The sequence below is a fragment of the Rugamonas rivuli genome, assembly GCF_009380165.1.
Lineage (GTDB): Bacteria > Pseudomonadota > Gammaproteobacteria > Burkholderiales > Burkholderiaceae_D > Rugamonas > Rugamonas rivuli.
Map to the genome: position 1 here is coordinate 1,087,504 of NZ_WHUF01000002.1, position 23,498 is coordinate 1,111,001.

General features: G+C 64.1%; 16 protein-coding genes. 7 read left to right on the forward strand and 9 right to left on the reverse strand.

The genetic code is table 11. The features are described 5' to 3' along the window. Positions 1 to 86: 86 nt before the first annotated feature. Positions 87 to 989: a PAS domain-containing protein gene (locus GEV01_RS10125; protein WP_152803863.1), complete on the reverse strand. Its 903-nt coding sequence runs from the start codon at positions 987 to 989 to the stop codon at positions 87 to 89. Positions 990 to 1,036: 47 nt separating this feature from the next. Between GEV01_RS10125 and GEV01_RS10130 the strand changes: the two genes are divergently transcribed. From GEV01_RS10130 to GEV01_RS10145, 4 genes are read left to right on the forward strand one after another with little or no spacing between them, the layout of a single operon-like run. Further along, positions 1,037 to 1,462, forward strand: a complete 426-nt coding sequence (locus GEV01_RS10130) for a hypothetical protein (RefSeq protein WP_152803865.1) — start codon at positions 1,037 to 1,039, stop codon at positions 1,460 to 1,462. Positions 1,463 to 1,470: 8 nt separating this feature from the next. After that, a complete protein-coding gene (locus GEV01_RS10135) occupies positions 1,471 to 2,601 on the forward strand; it encodes a hypothetical protein (RefSeq protein ID WP_152803867.1) in 1,131 nt (376 codons plus the stop codon). Further along, on the forward strand, positions 2,598 to 3,749 hold the full coding sequence (locus GEV01_RS10140) for a hypothetical protein (protein WP_152803868.1): 1,152 nt from the start codon (positions 2,598 to 2,600) through the stop codon (positions 3,747 to 3,749). Before GEV01_RS10135 ends, GEV01_RS10140 begins: the two co-directional genes overlap by 4 nt. Further along, entirely contained in the window at positions 3,739 to 4,191 is a 453-nt protein-coding gene (locus GEV01_RS10145) for a hypothetical protein (protein WP_152803869.1), read from the forward strand. The genes GEV01_RS10140 and GEV01_RS10145 overlap by 11 nt, the downstream gene beginning before the upstream one ends. Before the next feature lie 25 nt (positions 4,192 to 4,216). On the opposite strand, the gene GEV01_RS10150 is transcribed toward GEV01_RS10145, so the two are convergent. Both GEV01_RS10150 and GEV01_RS10155 read right to left on the reverse strand, forming a co-directional pair. After that, positions 4,217 to 4,621: a hypothetical protein gene (locus tag GEV01_RS10150; protein WP_152803870.1), complete on the reverse strand. Its 405-nt coding sequence runs from the start codon at positions 4,619 to 4,621 to the stop codon at positions 4,217 to 4,219. Positions 4,622 to 4,701: 80 nt separating this feature from the next. Next, positions 4,702 to 5,343 (reverse strand): phosphohydrolase, encoded by a 642-nt coding sequence (locus GEV01_RS10155; protein ID WP_152803871.1) that lies wholly within the window; start codon positions 5,341 to 5,343, stop codon positions 4,702 to 4,704. Between the two features lie 122 nt (positions 5,344 to 5,465). Between GEV01_RS10155 and GEV01_RS10160 the strand changes: the two genes are divergently transcribed. Continuing rightward, positions 5,466 to 8,591, forward strand: coding sequence for an NAD(P)-binding protein (locus GEV01_RS10160; RefSeq protein ID WP_152803872.1), 3,126 nt, complete (start codon positions 5,466 to 5,468; stop codon positions 8,589 to 8,591). Between the two features lie 9 nt (positions 8,592 to 8,600). Here the strand turns inward: GEV01_RS10160 and GEV01_RS10165 are convergent, their stop codons facing one another. Next, positions 8,601 to 9,260 (reverse strand): class I SAM-dependent methyltransferase, encoded by a 660-nt coding sequence (locus GEV01_RS10165; protein ID WP_152803873.1) that lies wholly within the window; start codon positions 9,258 to 9,260, stop codon positions 8,601 to 8,603. Positions 9,261 to 9,271: 11 nt separating this feature from the next. After that, positions 9,272 to 12,130 (reverse strand): hybrid sensor histidine kinase/response regulator, encoded by a 2,859-nt coding sequence (locus GEV01_RS10170; RefSeq protein WP_235914300.1) that lies wholly within the window; start codon positions 12,128 to 12,130, stop codon positions 9,272 to 9,274. Positions 12,131 to 12,306: 176 nt separating this feature from the next. Between GEV01_RS10170 and GEV01_RS10175 the strand changes: the two genes are divergently transcribed. After that, positions 12,307 to 12,936, forward strand: coding sequence for a LysE family translocator (locus GEV01_RS10175; RefSeq protein WP_328595477.1), 630 nt, complete (start codon positions 12,307 to 12,309; stop codon positions 12,934 to 12,936). A 144-nt stretch (positions 12,937 to 13,080) separates the two neighbouring features. Here GEV01_RS10175 and GEV01_RS10180 read toward each other — a convergent pair whose 3' ends face one another. Together GEV01_RS10180 and GEV01_RS10185 are read right to left on the reverse strand one after the other, a co-directional pair. Further along, a complete protein-coding gene (locus tag GEV01_RS10180) occupies positions 13,081 to 13,755 on the reverse strand; it encodes a YceI family protein (RefSeq protein ID WP_152803875.1) in 675 nt (224 codons plus the stop codon). Between the two features lie 396 nt (positions 13,756 to 14,151). After that, complete coding sequence (locus tag GEV01_RS10185) at positions 14,152 to 16,809, reverse strand: M1 family metallopeptidase (RefSeq protein ID WP_152803876.1); 2,658 nt, start codon at positions 16,807 to 16,809, stop codon at positions 14,152 to 14,154. Between the two features lie 189 nt (positions 16,810 to 16,998). Here GEV01_RS10185 and GEV01_RS10190 point away from each other — a divergent pair, with 189 nt between their 5' ends. Beyond that, positions 16,999 to 17,625 carry a glutathione S-transferase family protein gene (locus GEV01_RS10190; RefSeq protein WP_152803878.1) on the forward strand — a complete coding sequence of 209 codons (627 nt, stop codon included), beginning with the start codon at positions 16,999 to 17,001 and terminating at the stop codon, positions 17,623 to 17,625. Positions 17,626 to 17,633: 8 nt separating this feature from the next. Here the strand turns inward: GEV01_RS10190 and GEV01_RS10195 are convergent, their stop codons facing one another. Next, positions 17,634 to 18,575 carry a CheR family methyltransferase gene (locus tag GEV01_RS10195; RefSeq protein WP_235914301.1) on the reverse strand — a complete coding sequence of 314 codons (942 nt, stop codon included), beginning with the start codon at positions 18,573 to 18,575 and terminating at the stop codon, positions 17,634 to 17,636. A gap of 8 nt (positions 18,576 to 18,583) precedes the next feature. Further along, positions 18,584 to 23,488: a hybrid sensor histidine kinase/response regulator gene (locus GEV01_RS10200; RefSeq protein WP_152803880.1), complete on the reverse strand. Its 4,905-nt coding sequence runs from the start codon at positions 23,486 to 23,488 to the stop codon at positions 18,584 to 18,586. Between the last annotated feature and the right edge of the window lie 10 nt (positions 23,489 to 23,498).

Sequence of the window (23,498 nt, forward strand, 5' to 3'; positions counted from 1 at the left end):
CTCCCTGCGGTGTCAAGAGGGTGATATCCACATAGATATCCACAGCGTCTGTGGATATCCGGAAAAGTGCTTTAACAATCCACGACTTACAGCGGTATTTTCAATGCCTGCAGGACGCTGGCGACGACAATGTAGCGCGGTGGGGTGTCGGCGCTGGCCGTCACCGTCGCGCGCAACCGCACTTCCTGGCCATCGCGGCGCCAAGCGCTGACCACGTCGGTCCAGGCTTCGCCTTCCTTCAAGGCTTGCAGCGCGTCGCTCAGTTGGTCCGGCGGATAGGGCGGGGCGTGCAGCAGGCGCGGATCGGCGCCCAGCAATTCCTCCCGGCTGTACTGGAAGACGGTGCAGAATTTATCGTTGACGCTGGTGATGCGGCCGCGCTGGTCCAGCGTCATCATCACCGCGTGCTGGTCGATGGCGGCCAGCAGCTGCCTGGCCTGGTCCAGTTCCCGTTGCAGCACCTGCGCCTGGCGGTGCGCCTGCTCCAGCCCGGAGTAGGCGCGCAACGACGAGATCACCGTGGTGAACAGCTTGCGCGTGGTCAGGTCGGTCTTGCACCAGAAATCGTTGATGTCGTAGTCGAGGATGATGCTGTGCTCCAGCGCCTGCCCCGGCTGGCCCGTGCGCAGGACGATGCGCACCAGCTGGTTGTGCAGCGTGTCGCGGATCTGGCGGGCCACGTTCAGGCCGGCATCGCTGGTTTCCATGATCACGTCCAGCAGCACCAGCGCGATGTCGGGCGTGGTGCGCAGCGTGTGCAGCGCTTCCTCGCCACTGTAGGCGTGCAGGAAGCTGAGCCTGCGGCCTTGGAAGCAGGCGTTGCTCAGCGAGAATTTGGTGACGACGTGGACGTCGACGTCATCGTCCACGATCAGCACGCGCCATGGCGGCGGCGCCTGTGCAGCGCCCGGCTTGCCTGCTTGCGGCTGGCTGGCCGGCGGTGCTTCGTCTTCTATCATCCAATCGGTGTCGTCGTCGTTCTGGTTCATGCATCAATCCCACGGTGAGTCGGAGAAGGGAATTGCGGACCTTCACAGTGACACTATTCCTTGCCAGTACTTTTGTCAAAGGATTCCCCGGTGTGCGGGCGCCGACGTGTCTCAAGGCCTACTTATGCACAGAAAAATATTTTTCAAGCAGCCTCGAAAGCGTTTCGAGCCTGAATTTTGCATGCCGTAAGTACTTGATTTTATTGGGTAAAAAATTTGCCTGTGGATTAGGCATTTTGTTGAAACCCGCGCCGTTAAAGGCGTTCTCGGGTGTCAAGTGGCGGTTATTCACAACCTTATCCACAGTTGGTGTGGATATCTGTGAAAAGCGCTTTAAATCCGGCGGCTTAGGCGCTTTTCTTCAGGAATCGCAACAATGCATATCGTCATTTACGGCAAATTCAATTGAATGCCATCAACTTTGCCTGCATGATAACATTCTCGCCGGTGATTTTTTTGCACAAATGCTATGAAGAAATGCTTGTACGTGGTGGCGGCTGGATTGAACTTTCTGACGGTGGCTCAAGCGGCGCAGCCTGTCCGCTTGCAACTGCCTTTGCCTGTGGCGGGCACCCGCTTTTTGCCGCAAAACATAGGGCTGTCTGCCGATGGAAAAGACCTGTGCCTGACCGGCGCCAACACGGATGAGAATGGCCGTGCAACCACCCAGTTGCTGCTGATTGACCGCACCAGCAATACGGTGCGCTGGCAGAAACGGCTGCCCGCACCGGACGGCTACTCCGACATCTATCCGGTGCAATGCGTGAAGGAAGGCGCAGCGGTTTATCTGTTGGCCAATGTCGATACGGATAGCGTCAAATCGCTGCGGCAGACTCTGGCCTACGTGTACAGCTTTAACTTGCAAGGCAAGCAAACCGCCTACAAAGTGCTGGATCTTCCGGGCAGCGACCACTTCGCCTATGCCATGGCGGCTGCGCCAGGCGGCATCAAGGTGGCCGGCTATATCAAGGACGAGGACGACGACTTCGAATACTACTCGGTGTTCACGCAGGGCCTGGATGCGGCATTGAAAGCCGATAAGCCATCGATCAAGAAGACCGGGGCGTTTGCGCCGTTTCCCACTGCACGGATAGTCGGCGACAACCTGCACATCGGCGGGAATTTCTATCCATACAAACTCTCCAAGACGGAGGGCGGTGGCGATTACGCGGTCTCGAAATTGCGCTTGAGCGGCAGCTATCTGTGGAGCCAGCGTCCGCCCACCGCGAATTCTCTTTCGGTGTACACCGGCGTCGGCGGCAATGGCGCCGTATTCCGCTTGGGCTATCAAAAAGAGATGTCGTCGTTGTTGCAGGTGACGGCGGATGGCAAGGTCGGGCCGGAAGTCAGTTATGCCAGTAAATATTGCGAAACGCAGGCGCTGGTTGAATACGGCAACGTCTACCTCGCCATCCGCAAGCCCTGCAAAAGCTTGGGCGGACGCTCGGTGATGGTGTCGATCAACCCGGACGGCAAGACTGAAAAGCTGCTCGACTGGTTTGCCGAGGAAGCGCTCTATCTGACCACCGGTGCGGACTCCTGGGCGGCGGTGGCCAAGGACAAGTCCGGCAAGCCTGTCTTGTACACCGGCGCCGTGAGGGCCGCTGAATGAGCGGCAAGAAGTTTTGCTGGGCTGCGCTGGGCCTGGCACTGTGCGCCAGCGCGCAGGCGGCACCGCAAAAGCTGGCACTGGCGTTGCGCGACAAGAGCTTCAGCGTGTACAGCATGGAGTTCTCGGCCGATGGAGAGCAGGTGTGTATCGCCGGTGTCGACCACGACGACCTGGGCTCTTCGACCGGCCGTCTGATTTCGATAGACCGTGGACGGAATGTGATCCGCTGGCAAAAGACCTTCCCGGTTCCGGATGGCTATGCGGGCCTGTTCCCCGTTCAATGCCTGCCCACGAACGATAGGGTCTATCTGCTGGCCAACGTCGATACGAAGAGTTCGCCCCCGATCACACAGACGCTGACCTATGTGTACAGCTTCGACGCCCAAGGCATCCAGCTCGCCAGGCGCCGGTTGGTCAGTCCGGCACGCAGCCAGTATGGCTATGCGATGGACGTGACCGCAGACGGCATCAAGGTCGCGGGCTATCTGAAAAACGAGGATCAGGATTTTGAGTACTACTCGGTCTATACGACTGTGCTCAATCTGGCGCTGCAAGTACAGGGGGAGCCGGTGATACGCAAGACCGGCGCCTATCTGTCCGGCAGCGGTTCCCGCGTTGTTGGCGACAGCCTGTATGCCGCCGGAGTGTTCGCACCCGCCAAGATAGCCAAGGATCAGGTGATTGACGACTTCGCGGCATCGCGGATACGGCTGGCAGGCGGCTATGCGTGGAGCGTGCACCCGCAGTTGGGCGCGCGCCCGGCCGTGAGTGCCGGTGTGGCAGCAGACGGTACCATCCATGTGCTGCGCAACGAAGGCCGAAGCACAACGCTGTTGACCGTGCCGCCTGACGGCAAGCCGCTGCCACCGCGCACCTACTCAAGCCGCTATTGCGACACCCGTGCGATCGCCGGGTATGGCAAAGGTTTGATTGCGTTGCGCGAAACTTGTGACGACAACGCCCGGAGGGCAACAACGGCGTTGCTGGAAATCGATCCTGCCAGCGGCAAGGAAACAGAATTGAAATGGGTAGACGATCAGGTTGTCGGGGTCGCGACCTCTGGACGGCTATGGTCGGCGATCGCGAAGAATCCGGCTGGCAAGTTGTTTTTTTATTCCTCCGAAAAAGGATTTTTGTATGCGCAATAAAGTCATGTTCGCGGCACTGCTGCTGTGTTCCAGCCTGGGCCAGGCCTTCGATGGTGCGCCGTCGTTCAGCACCAAGCGCGCCGGCGTCGAGCACACGCTCAAGCTCAGCCGGTGGAAGGTCAACGCCAAGGGCGTGCCTTCGTTCGACTATGTCTATGAACAGCAGGCCGGCGCCTGCAGGTTCAAAGTGGCGGGCCATGCGATAGCCGGCTTCGACGAGTCGGGCGGCGAGGTGGTGCTGGATGTCTTCAATCCCGAAGACGGCAAAGGCAAGGCCATGCCGCAGATCCTGGTGTTCTACGACGAAGCAGTCACGATGGTCTTGCCGCTGAAGGGCGCAGTGCGGGAGGTGTCTTTCGACGACGAGCTGAGCGACGCGCAACTGCGCAGCAGCTGCGGCAAGAAGGCGAACGCCAAGCTGTCCGTCATGTTCCGTCAATAAGCGCGGGATAGCGCATGCCGGGCGCTCAGCCGTCGATGCCGGCCAGCAGCTTGCGCACGGCGCCGTGGGCCATGACGATGTCCGTGCCGTCGTGCAGCAGCGTGTTGTACTTGGCGCGGAATTCGGCATCGCCGCTTTCGGACGGGCCGATCAGCGCTTCGATCGCCTTGCGGAAGGTGCGGGCTTCGGCCAGGGTGACGGGCTCCGGTTCGTCGAGGCGCTCATCCATCTGCGCCATCAGGCCGGACAGCTTTTGCAGCCAGGCGAAATGCGGATGGTTGGCGACCAGCTGCAAATGTTCCAGCGGACTGCCGACCGCGCCGAAGTATTGGGTTTCCACGTGGATCAGCTGCTTGTGCAGGTCGCGCAGCGCGCGCGCCAGCGCGGTCAGTTTGGCGTTGTTGGCCAGTTCGTTGTCGGCGGATGCCATAAATTCTCCAAGGTTAAAATCCAGGTGCTAGTGTAGCGGGCCGGAGGCCGCGCGGCCATGCGCTAAAAGATGGGGCCAAGTTACGCGCTGAGCGCTTTCAGCCGGTCGAGCTCGGCCAGGAAGCGGTCGCTGGCGATGGCCGGCGGCCACGGTTCCCATGCAGCGCCGCCGTAGACCGCTTGCAGCGGGTCGTCGTTCAATGGCGGCACGCTGATCTTGAGCGTGTGCAGCACTTCCTTCGCCGACCAGCCCACCACGTGCACCGCCTCGCTCGCGGCCGCCAGGCGATCGGCCATCTTGTGCGCCGCGTGTTCCTTCGGCGTCCAGCGCGGCAGGCCGTAGCGCAGGAAGACGGCGTTTTCCAGCCGCACCGTCAAGGCCTTGAAGCCTTCGCCCAGGAACGGCTTCAACGGCGATACGCAATCGAAGCCCAGCAATCCTTCCTCGGCATCGTGCAGCAGCTCGCGCAGCGCCGCCAGCGGCGCCAGTTGCAGGCCGACCGCCGTGCAAGCCGCGGCGCGCAGATGCATCACCGTCAGCGAGTGCTGCGCCACCGACAGGGGCAGCGGCCACGCCGAATGTCCGCCCCAGCGATACGTGCGGGCCAGGCCCAGCGCGAGGTCGCTGTCTTCCCAGTCGAACGGCGTCGGGTCGAGCAAGTCCAGCCGGCGCTCCGACGGCATGCGGACCCAGGCGCGGTGCTCGTGATGATCGCGACCCATGCGGTTTTCCTTCTCTGTGGCGTAATCGACATCGTACACCCGCGGCCGCAGATTTTTTCGGCAACAGCCTGTTGATTTGCAATACACTGGGAAGATGTTGATCTGCGGATACGGATGAGTTCATGGTGACACGACCTTCATACATCTACCAGGGCGGCTCGGTGATGATGCACTCGCCGCTGCAATTGAAGAACGCCGAGATGTACGGCTTCTTCGTCAAGGGCGAGCTGTCCAATTTGCAGGCCACGCTGGACGGCACGCTGAACCAGGTGGCCGGCCAGCGCATGCGCTTCAAGGCGATTTCGCCGTATGTGCTGCTGACCTTCACCCGCGTCAACCACGCCGATTCTGCGGCCCCGGTCGATCATGCCAAGGGCTGGATCACCGAGATCGACATCGTCACCTGGATCATGGTCGGCGCCATGGACGACGAGGGCGAACTGGCCCACATCTACTACTACCCCGCGCACATTTTCGTCGACGATGCGATGGCGCTGATTAACGGCCGCGAGCTGTTCGGCTATCCCAAATACCTGTGCGAGTACGAGATCCCGCAGGGCGACGCCGAACCGCTGCGCTGCTCGGTCGCGGCCAAGGGTTTCCAGCCTTTTGCGCCAGAGACGAAGATCGCCATGCACCCGCTGCTGGAGGTGAACGCGACCCTCAAGACCGGCATCGAGAAACCCATCACCAGCCTGCTCGACCTGATCGAGCAGGCGATAGAGCTGTTCCTCTCCATCCCCGACTTTTTCAACCTGGACGTGGCGGGCTGGGACGACATCATCTCGCTGCTGCGCAATCCGCGCATCGACCAGATCTTCCTCAAGCAGTTCCCCGACAGCGCCGGCCTGAAAGCCGTGTACCAGGCCATCCTCGCCGCGCCGGCCACCATCGACCGCATACACAGCGGCGCGCTGCTGGGCTATGAATACGAGTGCGTGCTGCACGCCTTCGACAGCTTCCCGCTTCAGCAGACGCTGGGCCTGAAGCTGGGTGCGCAGGAAGCCATCCTGCCGTATAAGCTGCATTTCGACTTCACCGCGCAGCCGGGCGAGGAGTTGATCGACAACTCCTCCATCGCGCCGCAGAAGATCGCCATCCTCGGCGGCGGCGTCGGCTCGATGACGGCGGCCTGGTACCTGAGCGACCTGCCGGGCTGGCAGAACAACTACGACATCACGGTCTACCAGCAGGGCTGGCGCCTGGGCGGCAAGGGCGCCAGCGGCCGCAATGCCAAGTACGGCCAGCGCATCGAGGAACACGGCCTGCACATCTGGTTCGGCTTCTACGCCAACGCCTTCAGGATGATCAAGGCGGCCTACGCCAGCCTGGATCGCCCACCCGGCGCACCGCTGGCGACCTGGCGCGACGCCTTCAAGCAGCACGACTACGTGGTGCTGTCGGAGCAGGTGGGCGAGCAGTGGCACAACTGGTCCATCGTGTTCCCCACGCTGCCGGGCGAACCGGGCGAGGGCGGCGAGCAGATCACGCTGTGGACCATGGCCGAAGCCATGTTCTTCTGGATTAAAAAATGGATCGACGGCCTGGATAACCTGACCCGCGCGATGAACCTGCCGCCGCATCCGCACCACACCGGCATCGTCCCGGATTGGCTGTACCACCTGGCCGAAGGCGTGACGTCGTCGGCGCACGAACTGCTGGACGACATGTCGCTGCTGGGCAGCGCCTTGTACGGCATGCTGGCCAATATGTCGCCCGACGTCGGCAAGCACACCGAAGGCCAGCACCTGGCGCTGGCCGGCGCGCTGGTGGGCGTGCGCGGCAAGCTGCATGCGCGCTACCGCGCCCTGGTCGACAGCGGCGAGGGCGACGCCAGCGACGATATCCGTCGCCTGTTCATCTGCCTGGACCTTGGCGTGACGGTGATGAAGGGCGTGTTCGAGGACGGCGTGATCCGCAACGGCTTCGACGCCATCAACGATATCGACTTCAAGGACTGGCTGCGCAAGCACGGCGGCGACGAGGTGCTGAGCGTGGACTCGGCGCCGGTGCGCGGCTTCTACGACTTGGTGTTCGCCTACGAGGGGGGCGATTTCGACAAGCCGAACATCGAAGCCGGCACGCTGCTGCGCGCGATGGCGCGCATCGGCCTGGCCTACAAGGGCGGCATCATGTTCAAGATGCAGGCGGGGATGGGCGACACGGTGTTCACGCCGCTGTACCAGGCCTTGCTGGCGCGCGGGGTCAAGTTCAAGTTCTTCCACAAGGTCGAGGAACTGGTGCCGGACGGCCGCCAGATCGGCAGCATCCGCATGACGCAACAGGTGGCGCTAACCGGCGCGGATTACGATCCGCTGGTGGACGTGAAGGACTTGGCGTGCTGGCCCAGCACGCCGAACTACGAGCAGATCGATCCGGCGCAGGCCGCGCTGCTGCAGGCCCATGACGTCAATCTGGAATCCAGCTGGAGCGATTGGCCCAAGCTGTATCACCAGCACTTCGACAAGGAGCTGCCGGTGCTGACGCTCAAGCGCGGCGTCGATTTCGACCAGGTAGTGTTTGGCATTTCGGTCGGCTCGCTCAAGGCTGTGTGCCCGCAACTGCTGGCGCACAGCCCCGCGCTCAACACCACCTACGAGCAGGTGCAGACGGTGGCGACGCAGGCTTACCAGGTCTGGCTGAACAAGGATCTGGCGCAGATGGGCTGGGACTTTCAGCCGGACGGCCAGCAGCCGGTGCTGAGCGCGTTCAGCGAGCCTTACGACACCTGGGCGCCGATGGATCATCTGCTGTGCCGCGAGGACTGGGCGCCGCCGCTGGCGCCGCGCAATGTGTCCTACTTCTGCAGCGCGCTGCCGGTGAGCAGCTATCCGCCGGTGAGCGACACCGGCTTCCCGGCGCGCATGGCGGCGCTGGCGAAGCAGGGCGCCATCGGTCAACTGAGCGGGCAGATTGCCGCGCTATGGCCGGCGGCGGGACCGGCCGGCGCGTTCCCGTGGCAATGGCTGGTCGATGGCAGCGAGGCCACCGGCGTGGCGCGCTTCGACAGCCAGTACTGGCGCGCCAATGTCGATCCGTCGGAACGGTATGTGATGTCGGTGGTGAACAGCACCAAGTACCGTCTGCAAACCGACCAATCGGGCTACGCCAATCTGTACCTGACGGGCGACTGGATCAGGACCGGCTTGAACGCCGGCTGCGTGGAGGCGGCGGTGATGGCCGGCATGCAGGCCTCGCGCGCGATCAGCGGCCACCCGGCCGTCATCGAGGGCGAGACGGACTTCTGAGGCGGCGAACTAGCGGCGGCGGGCCAGCGTCAGGCCGTCGCCCAGCGGCAGCATCGACAGGTCGATGCGTTCGTCGTGGTGCAGCTTGATGTTCAGCGCTTGCAGCGCGGCGGTGTCGTCGCTGTCGGCGCGTTCGGCCACGCGGCCGCTCCACAGCGTATTGTCGATGGCGATCAAGCCGCCGGGCCGCACCAGTTGCAGGCAGCGTTCGTAGTAGCCGTCGTAATTGACCTTGTCGGCGTCGATGAAGGCGAAGTCGTACAGGCCTGCCTCGCCTTCCTTGATGCGCGCGTCCAGCGTGGCCAGGGCGGGGCCCAGTTGCAGGTCGATCTTGTCGGCGACGCCGGCCTGCGCCCAGAACGGCTTGCCGATGCGGGTGTAGTCGTCGCTGATATCGCAGGCCAGGATGCGGCCCTCGGCCGGCAGCGCCAGCGCCACGCTCAACGCGCTGTAGCCGGTGAACACGCCGATCTCGATGGTGTTGCGCGCGCCGGTCAGCTTGACCAGCATGGCCATGAACTGCCCCTGCTCGGGCGAGATCTGCATGGTGGCTCGTTCATGGTCGCGGGTCGCTTCGCGCAGCGCGGCCTGCGCCGGATGCTCGCGCAGCGAATGCGACAGCACGTAGTCGTACAGCGTATCGGTCAGGCTGAGGGTGCGGTTGGACATGCGGTCTTCCTTCAGATGGTGTTGGCGGGCTGCGACATGTTGACGTCGTTGCTGGCGGCGCGGCGCAGGTCGTTGCAGGCCTGGTCCAGCGCGGCCGCCACTCCGGGCAGGCGGTCGGTCACTTCGTTCAGATTGCCGGCGCTGGCCGCCGCTTCCATTTCATGGCACAGCGTGTGCAGATTGGTCGAGCTCAGATAGCCCGCGCTGCCCTTGAGCGCATGGATCGCCGCCGCCGCCGCGTTGGCGTTGCCGGCCACCACAGCGGCGCGCGCGCTCTCCAGCCGGCGCGGCGCTTCGTCGAGGAAGGCCTGGGTGATGCGCTGCATGTGCGAGTGCGACAGTCCGGCCAGCGGCATGATCTGCACGGTGGCCGGGTCGACGCGCTTCTCGACGGCCGGCGCCACGCCGAACTGCTCGTCCAGCGATTCGGCGCGGACGGCGCTCAGGCGCGCGGCGTCGGTCGGCCGCAGCGGACGGCCGCGGCTCAGGTGCTGGGCGATGGTCTTCTCGATCTGGTCGTACAGCAGGCGCTCGTCGACCGGCTTGCTGAGGAAGCCGTCCATGCCCACCGCCAGATAGCGCGCGCGGTCATGGTCGCTGGCGTTGGCGGTCAGCGCGATGATAGGGATGCCGGGATCGAGCACGCGGTAGTCTTCGCTGCCGCCGCTGCGGATCAGGCGCGCGGCCTGCTCGCCGTCCATCATCGGCATGCGGCCGTCCATCAGCACCAGGTCGTAGGCGGCGGAGCTCAGCGCATGCAGCGCCTGCAGGCCGTTTTCCACCACGCGGATGTCGTGGCCCATGTTCTCCAGCAGCGTGCTGACGATGATCTGGTTGGTGCGCACATCCTCGGCGCACAGCACGCGCAGGCGGTAGGCGTGGTGCTCTTTGCGCGGCAGGCTGGATGGATCGACTTCAGGCGCCGCGCCCAGCGCCAGCGGCAGCGTGAAGCTGAAGGTGGAGCCGACGCCGACCCGGCTTTCGGCGGCGATCGAGCCGCCCATCAGTTCGACCAGCTCCTTGCAGATCGCCAGACCCAGGCCGGTGCCGCCGTAGCGGCGCGTGGTCGAGTGGTCGGCCTGCTCGAATTTCTGGAACAGCCGTGGCAGCGTATCGGCCGGGATGCCGGGGCCGGTGTCGGTGATGTCGAAGCTGACGCTGGTGCGGCCGTCGATGGTCAGCAGCGCCGAGGCATCGAGCCGCACTTCGCCGCGGTCGGTGAACTTGATGGCGTTGCCCAGCAGGTTGAGCAGGATCTGGCGCAGGCGGGTCGGGTCGCCGCGTACGTAGCGCGGCATGTCCAGCGCCAGGTCGCAGCGCAGCAGCAGGCTCTTGGCGTCGGCCTGGCCTTGCAGGATGCCGATGGCGTCGTCCACCAGTTCGATCAGGTCGAAGTCCACCGTCTCGATCGACAGGCGGCCGGCGTCGATCTTGGAGAAGTCGAGGATGTCGTTGAGGATGGCCAGCAGCGATTCGCTGTTCTGCAGGCCGATGCGCAGGTATTCCTCGGTGCGGCCGCGCACCGACTGGTCGCGCATGGCGAACTTGATCATGCCGATCACGCCGGCCAGCGGGGTGCGGATGTCGTGGCTCATCGCCGACAGGAAGTCGATGCGGTGGCGGCTGACCACTTCCGCGTGTTCCTTGGCCTCGGTCAGCTGGGCGGTGCGTTCCTGCACGCGCTGCTCCAGCGTGTTGCGCAGCAGGCGGATCTGGTCGGCCAGCGCGAACGCCAGCAGCACGCCGTCCAGCGTGCCGCCCAGCAGCGTGAACAGCTGGGCGTTGGTGATCATGGCCGGGATCAGGCCGAGGTTGGCGGGCAGGATGAACAGTCCCGGCACCATCAGCGCGACGAAGCCGAGCACGAAGAAACGGGCCGGATAGTAGCCGCGCCGCCAGACCACGATGCCGCTGGTGAGGGCCATCGCCATCCAGATCGAGATGACGATGGTGGCGATGGTGTGGGCGTAGCTGAGGTAGAGGAAGCAGCTAGGCAGCGTCAGCAGCGGCAGCACGATGTTGATGCGGCTGAGTTTATGCAGCAGCGGCGAATGCTCCTTGAGCCGCAGGAAGTTGGTGTAGAACTGCGTGCTCAGCACCGGCAGCAGGAAGAAGGGCACGTAATGCCATTGCAGGTTGTGCCAGCCGAACAGGTCGGCCGTCATGTGGAAGGTCATACCCCAGGCGATGGCGTAGCACAGCACGTACAGCGAGTAGTACAGCGATGAGTTGTCGCGGGTGATCGAGTAGATGAAGAAGTTGAACACCGTCAGCGCCAGCAGGGCGCCGATGGAGCCGATAATCAGCACGTTCTCGCGCGCCACCAGCTGCTGGTAGGCGGTGCGCGGCAGCACCGACATCACCGGCGTGCGCGCGTAGTAGGGGCTGGCGAAGCGTATCAGCACCTGGTAGCGCTGGCCTGGCTGCAGGTCGACGTCTTTACCGTAGTGCAGCAGGTAGGCGTGCGGCTGGCGGTAGCCGGTCAGCATCTGGCGCGCGCTGCCGTCGGGGCCGAACACCTGGATGTCGACCATGTCGATCAGCGTATCGTTGGGATCGATGACCCAGGCTGGCTGGTGGCTATCGTTGCGCAGCTCGGCATACAGCCAGTAGCCGCCACCCAGCAGGTCGACCTTGGTGGCGGGCTTGAGCCCGGCCAGCAGCTTGGGCAAGCCGGTGGCGTCGACCGGAAAGGGCTGGCCTTCGTCCAGATAGAGCTTGCCGGTAGTCATCAGATCGATACTGGCGGTATTGACGCTGATCGCGGCTGGCAGCGTCTCCGCAGCGACGGCGGGAGTAAACGCCAGTTGCCACCATGCCAGCATCGCCAGCAGCACGAGGACGGCACCACGTGGCAGACCGTAAGACATCTTGCAAGCTTTACTCATTAGTGTTCCGATGGCCGCCGGTCTCGATTAGTGATTTTTTCCATTTTAAACGAGAACTTATTGTTTTATTCAAAAATTGACCTATGGCACAGACCGATGCTTGGCGCGCGGCGGCCGGGGCGGGTAAGATGGCGCCTTTGCACCACAGGAATACCGCCGTGCTTATTTCTCCAGAACAATTCATAGGTTTTCTCAGCGCCGCCCTGCTGATCACGATATCGCCGGGGCCGGACAATCTGATGGTGCTCAGCGTCGGCATGTCGCGCGGGCGGCGCCAGGGCATGGTGTTCGGCCTGGGCTGCGCGCTGGGCTGCCTGAGCCACACCTTGCTGGCCACGCTGGGCGTGAGCGCGCTGATCAAGGCTTCGCCGCTGGCGTTCGGCGCGCTGAAGCTGCTGGGCGGGGCGTATCTGATCTGGCTGGGCATAGGCGCGCTGCGCAGCCGTGGCGGCGCTCGTGTCGAGGGTTCGGCCTTGCCCGATGAAAGCCTGCGCAAATTGTTTGCCAAGGGACTGTTCGCCAATGCCGTCAATCCCAAGGTCGTGCTGTTCTTCCTGTCCTTCCTGCCGCAGTTCGTGGTGGCCGAGCGTGGCGACGTCAGCTGGCAGACCGCGCAGCTGGGTTTGCTGTTCACGGCGCAGGGCGTGCTGCTGTTTGGTTTGCTGGGTTATTTTTCCGGCGCGGTGGGCGCGTGGATCAACCGCCATCCCGGCGCGGGCATGTGGATGGACCGCGTGGCCGGTGCGATTTTCGTCGGCCTGGGCCTGAAACTGATTATTTCCCGCTAAAGAGCAAAAAAAGTCTGTTCGGGGCGCGTATGTCATCAGGGCGTAATGCTGCACTGCGATACTGGCTTTGCTCTTTCAAGTCTCTCCCGATTTGAAAACTTTTGGCCCGCGCCTTTTTGTGCTGCGGGCTTTTTTTTGCCCGGTTTATTTTGCCGCCAGGGTGAAGCGTAGTTCCAGCTGGTCTTGCACGGCCAGCGCGCCGGCCATGACGGAAAACGGCGTGATGCCGAAATCGCTTTGTTTCAGGTTGACGCTGCCGGTGACGGTCATCCCGCCGTTGCTTTCGCGGATCTCCGCCGGGATCGCCATGATGCGGGTGACGCCGTGCAGCGTGACCGCCACTTGCAGCGGCTGGCCGGCGGCGCCGCGCTCGGCGTGCACACTCACCACCGGATAGCGCTCGGCGTCCAGCACGCGGGTCAGCATATTGTTGCGGGTGCCGTCGATGGCGTCGGCGGAGGGCTGTTTTTCCAGGCCGGCGGCGACGCGCAGCTCGGCTTCGTCGACGGTCAACTGGTCGAGGCGGAACTGGAGGTCGGCGCGGTTCTGCGACGGCGACACGGTGCCGCTGACGTGGCGGCTGGCCACCAGGTGGTCGTGTCCCAGCCGCGCCAGCAGCCCGCCGCGCCGCACGGTGATGGCGATCAGCGATTGCGCGCTGTCTATCGTCAGGGCGTTGGCGGCAGGGGGCTGGACCGGCTCCGCGGCAGGCGGCGGCGCTTCGGGCGGGGCCGGCGGCGCGCTGGTGGGCAGCTGCGTGCAAGCGGCCAGCAAGGCCGCCAGTACGATGATTTTTTGATACGTATGGATTTTTGTCATAGCCGCGCGTGTGGTCATTTGGCCGTCATAATGCCCCATTATGATGCGTCTCGCTGGTCCCAGCGTGCTCCAGCTGGTCTCCGTGCCCAAGCTGGTACGGGATTTCACAAAGCATGACTCAGCAGGCTCGCCGGTGGCCTGAAACACCGGCACCACCGCCTTCCTCTCCCTTAAATCCTACCTTAATGAATCCCTAAGCCTATGCCGGGCGATAGGTGGCAAAGTAACACCTGTAGCGCGAGGTTTGAGCCTGGCGCCCGGTTGCCGGACTCCATCAAGCCCGGCACAGATTTCGCCCAGGCGGCACCATCGCCGCCGGGCCACGGACCATCCCCACGCTTTCGAGCGTTTTCGTAACCAGCATCATCTCGCGATGACGCTGGTTTTTTTTGCCTGTCAGCCGTGCTTGGACAGCCAGGCGTCGATTTCCGGCAGACGGGCGGTACGCAGCTTCACGCGGTACTGGATCGAGGCGATCGCCGTCTTGGTGTCGCCCTGCGCGTCGGCGGCCAGGTATTGTTTGGCGTAGGCGCGCAGCTTCTCGATCATGTCCGGATCGGACGAACGTCCACCCAGGCCCGGGAAGTAGCGGCTGCGCGAGCTGGCGTCGATCTTCTTCTCGATCTGCGTGTGGTGGCTGACGGCGAAATCGTAAGCCAGGTCCGGATGATGGCCGGCCACGTGGTTCAGGATGGACGCGCCTTCGGTCGCGCCGCCTTCATCGGTCAGCGCCAGTTCCAGCGCGCGCTGGGCCAGGGCCTTGTCCTTGGCGGTGCCCAGCAGGTCGTACAGCTCGCTCTTGATCATCGACGACTTCTCTTCCTGCGCGGCGGCGTGCAGCTTGTCCCAGGTGGCGGCGTCGGCGTTGTCGGCGATCACGCCAAGGATAGGGCGGCGCAGCGCTGCCGGCATCGCATCCTTGTCGGTGGCGGAGGCCGCGTAACGGCGGCGCGCTTCCGCCACCACGCCTTCGTCGCCGACCGCGCCCAGCACGTGGATCAGCGTTTCGCGCAGATTGGCGACCGGCGCCGCTTCATCGGCGGCCTTGCTCCAGCCTATGCGGGCCAGCACCGGCGCCAGGCGCTTGCGCGCGTAGCGGTCCAGCGCCGCCTGCTGTTCCGGCTTGCCTTCGTAGCTGTAGTGCAGGGCGAGCAGCGAATCGGCGATCTGGTCCCACACCTGCGGCGCGGCGTCCAGCGGTGCGCGGCTGGCCAGGTCGAGGAAGCTGGAGGCCGGCATCAAACCCGCCATGCCCAGCGACCAGCTGTCCGACAGCAGGCCCATTTGGTCGATGGTCTGCAGGCCGGCAAAGCGCTCGGCCAGCGCGGCGAAGGCCTTGGGCGCGTACAGCGTGCGGTAGTAGCCACTCTGGCCGGCGTTGACCAGCACCGCGCCGCAGCCCGGCAGCGTCATGCTGGCCTTGCCGCCGGCGACGACGGTGCGGGCGGTGGCGCCGCCCACGGTCTGGGCGATTACCGGCACGCGCCAGCTCAGCGGCTTCTTGTTGGTCTGGTCCTTGCTGAACTCACCCTGCGTCAGCGCGATGGTGGTCTGGCCGTTTTTGCAGACCGCATCGGCCACGCGTATCATCGGCACGCCCGGCTTCAGCGTGAAGTCGTGGGCGATCGCCGTCACCGGCTTGTGCGCTGCCTTTTCCACTTCGCGCCACAGGTCGTCGGACACCGTGTTGCCATAAGCATGCTTGGCCATGTAGCTGCGCACGCCGGCACGCCAGGCGTCGTCGCCGACGTAGTTCTCCAGCATGCGGATGACGGATTCGCCCTTCTGGTAGGTGATGCTGTCGAAGGCCTGGCTGGCTTGTTCGACGCTGGCGATGTGCTGCACCACCGGATGGGTGGTGGCCAGCGCGTCGCGGTTCATGGCCTGCTCGCGGGTGCCGACGGCGCGCAGTTCCCACTTCCATTCAGGGTGCAGGCGGGTGGTGGTGCGCGACTCCATCCACGAGGCGAAGCCTTCGTTGAGCCACAGGTCGTCCCACCATGCCATCGTCACCAGGTCGCCGAACCATTGGTGTGCCATTTCGTGCGCGGCCACCAGGAAGGAGGTTTCCTTGTCCGACTGCGTGGCAACGCGCGGATCGAGCAGGATCGCGGATTCGAAGGTGAAGATCGCGCCCCAGTTTTCCATCGCGCTGAAGAACTGGCTGCGGCCCGGCGCGGCGATGTTGTCCAGCTTGGGCAGCGGGTATTTGACGCCGAAGTAGTCGTTGTATTCCTTCAGCACGGCGACCGACGAATCGAGCGCGAACTGCGCCTGGGCGATCGAACCCTTTTGCGTGACGACGCCAAGCTCGGTGCCGCCTTCGACCGCGGTGGCGCGTTCGAACTCGCCCAGGCCGAAGAACAGCAGGTAGGTCGACATCTTCGGCGAGGTGCCGAAGCGCACCAGCTCGCGGCCGTCCGCCAGCTTGCTGGTGGCGGTGACAGGCATGTTCGACACCGCCATCTGGCCGGCCGGCACGGTGGCCTCCAGCGCGAAGGTGGCTTTGTAGAAGGGCTCGTCCCACGAAGGGATCACGCGGCGCGCTTCGGAGTTTTCAAACTGCGTGTACAGCGCGCGCTTCTTCTCGGCGCCGTTCTGGTAGTCCAGCGAGAACATGCCGGTTGGCTGGGTGCCGATCACGCCTGTGTAATCCAGCTTGAGCTGATAGCTGCCCACAGCCAGCGGCTGGGCGAACTGGAAGGTGGCGGTCTGCTTGTCGTCGTCGACGCTGATCTTGCTGGCCGCCTGCACCGGCTTGCCCGGACCGGCGCTGATGGCGGCGGCGCTGAACTTCAGGTCGGCGGCGTTGAGGGTGATGCTGCTGCTGGCTTGCTTGATGTCGAGCGCGATGGTGACGCTGGCGCTGAAACTGCTGTTGGCGGCGTCCGGCACCAGCGACACGGCGTAGTGCGTCGGCACGGCGTTGCGGGGAAGCTGGGTGGTGACTTTGGCGGCCTTGGCCGCCGGTGTTGCGGCCGCAGCCAGTGGAGCCAGGCCGGAAGAGAGGCCGAGCAGCGCCATCACGGCGAGCGAAATCAAACTGCGTTGCATGCAATGTCCTTCAATAGGGTGAGCCGGTAGGCATACGATATAAACCGTTATTGGCTTCGTGGGCCAACGAGCAATCTACGGCGATCTGGTTGGAATGTCAATCTTGATAGTTACGTGCGCGGGGATGTCGCAACGGCGTCTATGCGGCTATCATGCGCTATGCCCATCATGCGAAAAAAGGAGTTGGATATGAAGTTTTTCACGTCGCCGCGCACGCCTAATCCGCGCCGGGTCGCCATGTTCATGGCTGAGAAAGGCCTGGGCAATATCGAGCATGTGTCGATCGACCTGCTCAGCGGCGCGCACCGCAGCGCCGAATACCTGCAGAAGAACCCCTTCGGCCGCTTGCCCGCGCTGGAGCTGGACGACGGCCGCGTCCTGTGCGAAACGCGCGCCATCTGCACCTGGCTGGAAGGCTATGCGCCCGAGCCCAACCTGATGGGCGAAGGTTTCGACGAGCGCGCCTTCATCGAGATGACCGACCGCCGCATCGAGCTGCACCTGTTCCTCGGCATCGCCAACTGCGTGCGCCATACGCATCCGGGCCTGGCGATGCTTGAGCAGCCTCAGTTTGCCGACTTCGGCGCGTCGCAGGGCGAGAAGATGCGCGAGACCGCGCGCTGGCTGGACGGCGTGCTGGCGACCCAGCCCTTCGTGGCCGGGCAGCGCTTCACCATCGCCGACATCACGGCGTTCTGCGCGCTGGAGTTCGGCCGTGGCTTGATGAAGTTCCGTCCCGGCGCGGAAGGCATGGAGCACCTGCAGGCCTGGCGCGACCGCATCGCCGAACGGCCGAGCGCCGCCGCGCCTTACTAACGCCGCGCTTAAGCCACCCGCTTGTACCAGGGCTGGTGCGGGAAGACCGGCTTGTAATGGCTGGCCAGGGGATCGCCCGCTTCCAACGGACGGTCCAGCACCAGCAGGCCCGATTGCGCCAGGCTGTCGTCGAACAGCTGCAGCACGCGCTGGCGCAGCGCCGGCCCGAAGTCGGGCAGGGCGCGTCGGCCCACGATCATCTGGAATTCATTGAACGAAGCATCCGTCACCAGGTTGTACTGGGCCCAGGTGATGCGGCTGCGCAGTTGCGGCACCAACACCGCATGCAGGCCGTCGCCGCTGACTTCGAAATAATCGAGCAGCTTGCCGACGCCACCACTGCGCACATAGTTCGCCTGCAGCTCGCCCAGCCGCGCCATCGGCAGGCTGGCTGCCTGCGCCTCCGCCAGCAGCGCATCGCTGGAGACGGTGGCGTAGATCTCGGTGCGCGCGCCCAACTGCTCCTGTTCCAGCAGGATGGCCAGCGTCCACGCCTGCTGCGCGCCGGCGCAATCGGCCAGCCACACGCGCGGCAGCGCCGCCCCGTGCAGGCACACACCCAGCGACATGCGCAGCAGCGATACCTCGGAGGCGTCGTCGAACATCAGCGCCGGCTCCACCGACAGTTCGCGCAGCAGCGCGTTCCAGGCTTGCTGGTCGTGCAGCACCAGCGCCTGCATGGCCGAGATGGTGTCCACCGACTTCTGAGACATCGCCGCTTGCAGACGGCGCGACACCACGTCGCGCTGGTAGCCGCGGAAGTCGTAGCCGTAGACCTGGAACACGGCTTCCAGCAGCAGCTCCTGCTCCAGCTCCTCGACCGTGGACGGCGGCTGCCGGCGCGGCCCAGCGGCCGGCGGGGCATGCCGGTCCGGCGCTGCCACGGAGTCCGAACCGCCCGCATCCGCAGGCCGCAAGGCGGCACGCAGCGAGGCGAATAGCGAGTTCATGCCCGCCATCAGTGCAGCCACACCCGCATCAGCGACAGCAACTGCGCCACGTCCACCGGCTTGGTGATGTAGTCCGACGCGCCGGCCGCGATACATTTGTCGCGGTCGCCCTTCATCGCCTTCGCCGTCAGCGTGATGATGGGCAGCGATTTGAATTTGGGGATGCGGCGGATCGCGCGCATGGTGTCGTAGCCGTCCATCTCCGGCATCATGATGTCCATCAGGACGATCTCGATGGTCGGATCTTTTTCCAGCACTTCGATGCCGTCGCGGCCGTTCTCGGCGAACGACACCTGCATCTGCTGGCGCTCCAGCAGCGACGACAGCGCGAAGATGTTGCGCAGGTCATCATCGACGATCAGCACCTTGCGGCCCGCCAGGCCGCCGTCCGCCGCGTGGATCTCTTCCAGCATGCGGCGCTGCGCTTCCGGCAGGCTGGCCTGCGAGCGGTGCAGGAACAGGGCCGTTTCGTCCAGCAGGCGTTCCGGCGAGCGGGCGTCCTTGATGACGATGGTCTTGGCGTAGCGCTTCAGCTTAGCCACTTCCTTGCGGTTCAACTCCTTGGCGGTGTTGATCACGATAGGCAGGTCGCGCAGCGATTCGTCCTTGCCGATGATGTCGAGCAGGTCGAAGCCGCTGATGTCGGGCAGCGTCAGGTCCAGCACCATGCAGTCGAAGCGGGCTTCGCGCAGCGCGTCCAGCGCCGCCTGGCCGGTGTCGACGGCGACGATGTGCAGGTCGGCGTCGCCGATCAGGGCGACGATGGCGTCGCGCTGCATCTGCTCGTCGTCCACCACCAGCAGGCTGCGCTTGCCGCCCAACAGGAACTTCTGGATGCGGCTGAACTCTTCCTGCAGCGCGGCCTTGCTGACCGGTTTGTTCAGGTAGGAGATCGCGCCCAGGCGCAGCGCGCGTTCGCGCTCGCGCAGGCTGGACATCACGTGCACCGGAATGTGGCGGGTGCTCGGGTCGCGCTTCAGGCGGTCCAGCACCGTGAAGCCGTCGATGTCCGGCAGGTCGAGGTCGAGCAGGATGGCGGACGGCAGGTAGTCGCGCGCCAGGCTCAGGGCCGAATCGCCCTGCATGGTGACGATGCCCTTGAAGTTCTTCTCGCGAGCGAAGTCCAGCACGATCTTGGAGAAGCGCTCGTCGTCCTCGATGATCAGCACCGACGGATCGCCCGGCGCCACCAGGCCGCGGTCGTCGCTGCTGCCGTAATCGGCCATGTCGGCGTCGATATCGGTGATGGCGTTGCTGATGTCGTGGTCGGGCTGCGCCAGTTCGCTGTAGTGCGGCGGCGTGTACACCACCTGCGGCGCCGGCGACGGCAGGCGCACTTGCGGCTGGCGGCCCATGTCGTAGTTGATGAAGCCAGCGCGGTTATACGGCAGGAACAGCGTGAAGGTGGAGCCGTTGCCGACCGCCGATTCGACGCGGATCTCGCCGCCCAGCAGGCGTGCCAGCTCGCGCGAGATCGACAGGCCCAGGCCGGTGCCGCCGTATTTGCGGGCGGTGGAGCCGTCGGCCTGCTGGAACGCTTCGAAGATCAGCTGCAGCTTGTCGGCGGCGATGCCGACGCCGGTGTCGCAGACGGCGAAGGCCAGCACCGCGTCCGCATGCAGCAGGTTGGGGTGGTCGCTGGAGAAGCCGCTGCTGACCAGACTGATACTGAGCGAGACCTGGCCGTGCGTGGTGAACTTGAACGCGTTCGACAGCAGGTTTTTCAGCACCTGCTGCAGGCGCGTGGTGTCGGTCATCATCGCGGTCGGCAGGTTTTCCTTCAGCTCCACGGAGAAGCCCAGGTGCTTGGCCTCGGCCATGTGGCGGAAGGTGCGGTCGACGTAGTTGCGCAGGTTCTGGAAGCGGTACTCGGACACGTCCAGCGTGACGGTACCGGATTCGATCTTCGACAGGTCAAGAATGTCGTTGATCAGCGTGAGCAAGTCGGAGCCGGAGCCGTGGATGGTCTTGGCGAATTCCACCTGCTTGCCGGACAGGTTGCCGTCCGGGTTGTCGCCCAGCTGCTGCGCCAGGATCAGCAGCGAATTCAAAGGCGTGCGCAGCTCGTGCGACATATTTGCCAGGAATTCGGATTTGTATTTGGAGGACAGCGCCAGCTGGGTGGCTTTCTCTTCCAGTGCCAGCTTGGCTTGCTCCACCTCGCGGTTTTTGCGTTCCACCTCGATGTTCTGCTCGGACAGCAGGCGGGCTTTTTCGGCCAGCTCCTGGTTGGTCTGTTGCAGTTCCTGCGCCAGCGATTGCGACTGCGTCAGCAGCGATTCGGTACGGCTGTTCGCCTCGATGGTGTTCAGCACCACGCCGATCGATTCCATCAGCTGGTCGAGGAAGGAGAGGTGGGTTTCGGTGAAGCGGTCCAGCGAGGCGATCTCGATCACCGCCTTGACCTGCTGCTCGAACAGAATCGGCAGCACGACGATGTTGGTCGGCGGCGCAGCGCCCAGGCCGGACGAGACGACGATGTAATCGCGCGGCACGTCGGTCAGCCAGATGCGGACTTTCTCCACCGCGCACTGGCCGACCAGGCCTTCGCCCGGCAGGAAGGAGGTGGGCAGCTTGCGGCTGGAACGGTAGCCGTAGCTGGCGATCATGCGCAGGCGGGCGTCGGATTCCTGCGAGTCCATCATGTAGAACACGCCGTGGTGGGCCGATACCAGCGGTGCCAGCTCGGACAGAATCAGCTTGGTCACAGCCTGCAAATCGCGCTGGCCTTGCAGCAGACGGGTGAAGCGTGCCAGGTTGGTCTTCAGCCAATCCTGCTGCGCGTTCTTCAGCGTGGTGTCCTTCAGGTTGCGGATCATCTCGTTGATGTTGTCCTTCAGGTAGGACACCTCGCCACGCGCTTCCACCTGAATGGAGCGGGACAAGTCGCCGCGTGTCACGGCGGTCGCCACCTCGGCAATCGCCCGCACCTGGTTGGTCAGGTTAGCCGCCAGCTGGTTGACGTTCTCGGTCAAGTCCTTCCACGTACCGGCCACGCCGGACACGTTGGCCTGGCCGCCCAGCTTACCCTCGGTACCCACTTCACGCGCCACCCGCGTCACCTCGGATGCAAAGGAGGACAGTTGGTCCACCATCACGTTGATGGTGTCTTTCAGTTCGAGAATCTCGCCCTTCACATCCACCGTGATTTTCTTGGACAAGTCGCCGCGCGCCACGGCGGTCGTCACCGCCGCGATGTTACGCACCTGGCCCGTCAAGTTGGACGCCATGAAGTTTACGTTATCGGTCAAGTCCTTCCAGGTGCCGCCGACGCCCGGCACGTATGCCTGTCCGCCCAGCTTACCCTCGGTACCCACCTCGCGCGCCACCCGCGTCACTTCCGACGCGAAGGAGGACAATTGGTCCACCATCACGTTGATGGTGTTTTTCAGTTCGAGAATCTCGCCCTTCACGTCCACCGTGATCTTTTTCGACAAGTCGCCGTTTGCCACGGCGGTGGTCACGTCGGCGATGTTACGCACCTGGCCGGTCAAGTTACCCGCCATCGAGTTCACGCCGTCGGTCAAGTCCTTCCATGTGCCGGCCACGCCGGGCACGTTGGCCTGGCCGCCCAGCTTACCCTCGGTACCCACTTCCCGCGCCACCCGCGTCACCTCGGAGGCGAAGGAGTTCAATTGGTCCACCATCACGTTGATGGTGTTTTTCAGTTCGAGAATCTCGCCCTTCACGTCCACCGTGATTTTCTTCGACAAGTCGCCGTTCGCCACGGCGGTGGTCACGTCGGCGATGTTACGTACCTGGCCGGTCAAGTTACCCGCCATCGAGTTCACCGAGTCGGTCAAGTCCTTCCAGGTGCCGGCCACGCCTTTCACCTGCGCCTGTCCGCCCAGCTTACCCTCGGTACCCACTTCCCGCGCCACCCGCGTCACCTCGGAGGCGAAGGAGGACAGTTGGTCCACCATCACGTTGATGGTGTTTTTCAGTTCGAGAATTTCGCCCTTCACGTCCACCGTGATCTTCTTGGACAAGTCGCCGTTCGCCACCGCCGTCGTCACCGCCGCGATGTTACGCACCTGGCCTGTCAGGTTGGACGCCATGAAGTTCACGTTGTCGGTCAAGTCCTTCCAGGTGCCGCCGACGCCCGGTACATAAGCCTGTCCGCCCAGCTTACCTTCCGTACCCACCTCACGCGCCACCCGCGTCACTTCCGACGCGAAGGAGCGCAGCTGGTCCACCATCACGTTGATGGTGTCTTTCAGTTGCAGGATCTCGCCGCGCACGTCCACCGTGATCTTCTTGGACAAGTCGCCGTTGGCCACCGCCGTCGTCACCTCGGCGATGTTACGCACCTGCGACGTCAAGTTACCCGCCATCGAGTTCACCGAGTCGGTCAAGTCCTTCCAGGTGCCGGCCACGCCTTTTACCTGCGCCTGGCCGCCCAGCTTACCCTCGGTACCCACCTCGCGCGCCACCCGTGTCACCTCTGAGGAGAACGACGACAGCTGTTCCACCATGGTGTTGGCAGTGGTTGCCGCCCGCAGGTACTGGCCTTTCAGCGGCACGCCGTCCACCTCCAGCGCCATGGTCTGCGACAGGTCGCCTTTCGCCACGGCGCCGATCACGCGCGCCATCTCGGTGGTCGGCCGCACCAGATCGTCGATCAGCGCATTGACGGCGCTGACGATGGTGGCCCAGCCGCCGGACATATTCGGTACCTGTGCGCGCTGCGTCAGCCGGCCTTCGCGGCCCACCACGCGGCTCACGTCCGTCACCACCTGCACCATTTTTTCCTTGGTCTCGATGATGTCGTTCAGCGTGTCGGCGATCTTGCCCGCCATGCCGGTCCAGTCGGATGGCATACGGGCGGTGAAGTCGCCTTTTTTCAGTGCCATCAGCGTAGCGAGCAGTCGCTTGGCGTCGATCTGCTCGCCCATGTCGGTCATGTCATTCATCGGCTTAGTC

Excerpts from the sequence above, each read along its gene's own strand:
- GEV01_RS10125 (WP_152803863.1), bottom strand. The coding sequence starts at position 989 with ATGAACCAGAACGACGACGACACCGATTGGATGATAGAAGACGAAGCA.
- GEV01_RS10140 (WP_152803868.1), top strand. The coding sequence starts at position 2,598 with ATGAGCGGCAAGAAGTTTTGCTGGGCTGCGCTGGGCCTGGCACTGTGC.
- GEV01_RS10145 (WP_152803869.1), top strand. The coding sequence starts at position 3,739 with ATGCGCAATAAAGTCATGTTCGCGGCACTGCTGCTGTGTTCCAGCCTG.
- GEV01_RS10150 (WP_152803870.1), bottom strand. The coding sequence starts at position 4,621 with ATGGCATCCGCCGACAACGAACTGGCCAACAACGCCAAACTGACCGCG.
- GEV01_RS10155 (WP_152803871.1), bottom strand. The coding sequence starts at position 5,343 with ATGGGTCGCGATCATCACGAGCACCGCGCCTGGGTCCGCATGCCGTCG.
- GEV01_RS10160 (WP_152803872.1), top strand. The coding sequence starts at position 5,466 with ATGGTGACACGACCTTCATACATCTACCAGGGCGGCTCGGTGATGATG.
- GEV01_RS10165 (WP_152803873.1), bottom strand. The coding sequence starts at position 9,260 with ATGTCCAACCGCACCCTCAGCCTGACCGATACGCTGTACGACTACGTG.
- GEV01_RS10170 (WP_235914300.1), bottom strand. The coding sequence starts at position 12,130 with ATGTCTTACGGTCTGCCACGTGGTGCCGTCCTCGTGCTGCTGGCGATG.
- GEV01_RS10180 (WP_152803875.1), bottom strand. The coding sequence starts at position 13,755 with ATGACAAAAATCCATACGTATCAAAAAATCATCGTACTGGCGGCCTTG.
- GEV01_RS10185 (WP_152803876.1), bottom strand. The coding sequence starts at position 16,809 with ATGCAACGCAGTTTGATTTCGCTCGCCGTGATGGCGCTGCTCGGCCTC.
- GEV01_RS10190 (WP_152803878.1), top strand. The coding sequence starts at position 16,999 with ATGAAGTTTTTCACGTCGCCGCGCACGCCTAATCCGCGCCGGGTCGCC.
- GEV01_RS10195 (WP_235914301.1), bottom strand. The coding sequence starts at position 18,575 with ATGAACTCGCTATTCGCCTCGCTGCGTGCCGCCTTGCGGCCTGCGGAT.
- GEV01_RS10200 (WP_152803880.1), bottom strand. The coding sequence starts at position 23,488 with ATGAATGACATGACCGACATGGGCGAGCAGATCGACGCCAAGCGACTG.